General features: G+C 50.8%; 2 protein-coding genes. One reads left to right on the forward strand and one right to left on the reverse strand.

Annotation, left to right across the window (positions count from 1 at the left end):
- Positions 1 to 22 precede the first annotated feature (22 nt).
- The gene (locus FC14_RS07885) at positions 23 to 829 is read right to left on the reverse strand and encodes a nucleoside phosphorylase (protein WP_056977218.1); all 807 of its coding nucleotides are present in this window, start codon (positions 827 to 829) and stop codon (positions 23 to 25) included.
- A 106-nt stretch (positions 830 to 935) separates the two neighbouring features.
- On the opposite strand from FC14_RS07885, the gene FC14_RS07890 reads away from it, so the two are divergent.
- Positions 936 to 1,634, forward strand: a complete 699-nt coding sequence (locus FC14_RS07890) for an N-acetylmannosamine-6-phosphate 2-epimerase (protein ID WP_056977220.1) — start codon at positions 936 to 938, stop codon at positions 1,632 to 1,634.
- The last annotated feature ends 73 nt before the right edge of the window (positions 1,635 to 1,707 follow it).

Here is a 1,707-nt window from a genome sequence, read left to right on the forward strand (position 1 = left end):
CCACTGACCGTAAGGTCGTGAACTACAAGCCTCTCACTTTAGTGAGGGGTAGTTGATTTTCATCCCCCAATTCTAAAACCGCTGCTAAACTAAGTTCTAAGGCAGACTCGGCCGCTAGCTCCCCCCAAGACCGACTGTCATGGTGGCTAACGTCCGCCAAACTATCGGCGGTGTAAAGCAACATTCCCCAAATAACTCCCCGCATTTGGGCACAAGCCGCTAAGGCCGCGCATTCCATTTCCACTACCTGGCACCCCTCTGCTTTCCGGTAGGCAACTAATTCCTTGGTTTCACGGTAAAAGCCATCGGTCGTCCAAGTGGTGACGACTTGATAGTCCGTTCCCTGCCTAGTCAAAGCCCGCTTTAGGGCGGCTAGGGCCTTTAAATTAAGTTCGACAAACCGACTGGGGGCAAGGTAATGATAGGAAGTACCTTCGGCGCGCAGGGCCTTTTTAGGAAGGAGCCAGGTATTTTCAGGTAGGGCTACTAAACAGCCACAACTACCCGTGCTAATGACTTGGCTGACCCCGTAAGCGATCAACCAATCCAATAGCTGCGTGGCTGCCGGCGCCCCAACTGGAGCCTGCACTAAGCAGATTTGCTGCCCCGCCCGCTCGATAACAAAAATCGGGTAGGTCTTGGTAGCCGAGACAAATTCCGCTACCTGCTTGACCTGGTGCTTCGCAGCGTAGGCTTCGATTTGCGAGCCCAAAAAGGCAAAGACCGCTAGCTTAGGGAGTTTTAAGTCGAGTTGCTCGTGGTTGGGGGCTAAAACCGCCTGCTGACTAGTATCATATTCCAAAATCGGCCACTCATTTTTAATCAACATCTTCTCACCACTTTCTCATCTTGCAGCAAGCTTATCATCGGTAAGCCTTTACATGCAAGTCCTCTTTTCTTATACTGAAGGTAATTCAAGTTTGGGAGGAATTTTTATGACAAACAACTTTTTAAAAGCCGTAGCCGGCGGGCTAATTGTTTCTTGCCAGGCTTTGGAAAATGAGCCCTTACACGGCTCTCACATTATGGCTAAAATGGCGCTAGCAGCTAAGCAGGCCGGGGCCGTCGGGATTCGGGCTAACTCCGTCAGTGACATTTGCGCTATCAAACAAGCAGTCTCCCTGCCTTTAATCGGCATTATTAAAAAAGACTACCCAGACTCAAAGGTTTATATCACCCCGACCCTAGCTGAGATGCGCCAGGTCGCCCACACTAACGTAGAGGTGGTGGCTTGCCAAGTTACCAACCAACCCCGGCCCCATAACGAAGACTTACAGGCTAGCCTGCGGGCCTTTCGCCAAGAATTCCCTGACACCTTACTGATGGCCGATACGGGGGATCTAGCCGACGTTAAACTTGCAAGCAAGCTGGGCTTTGATATTATCGGGACCACCATGCACGGCTACACTCCAACTACCCAAAATGCCAACATTGCTAACAATGACTTTGCCTACCTCAAAGAGGTCCTCGCTACTACCGAGCTGCCAGTGATTGCCGAAGGTAAAATTGATACGCCCGCTAAGGCCAAACGGGTCTTGGAGTTAGGCGCGCACGCAGTGGTAGTCGGTGGCGCCATCACCCGCCCCCAAGAAATTGCCCAAAGATTTGTCGACCGCATCAAGTCCTCACACTAAAAAAGCCCCCTTTTGCATGATATGCTCCCTTTAGAGTAGACACAGAAATATGTAATTCTTGTATCTTACTCTG

It is taken from the genome of Ligilactobacillus agilis DSM 20509, assembly GCF_001436215.1.
GTDB classification, from domain to species: Bacteria; Bacillota; Bacilli; order Lactobacillales; family Lactobacillaceae; genus Ligilactobacillus; species Ligilactobacillus agilis.

What these genes read in the sequence shown, in the direction of transcription:
- FC14_RS07885 (WP_056977218.1), bottom strand. Translation starts at nt 829, where the DNA reads ATGTTGATTAAAAATGAGTGGCCGATTTTGGAATATGATACTAGTCAG.
- FC14_RS07890 (WP_056977220.1), top strand. Translation starts at nt 936, where the DNA reads ATGACAAACAACTTTTTAAAAGCCGTAGCCGGCGGGCTAATTGTTTCT.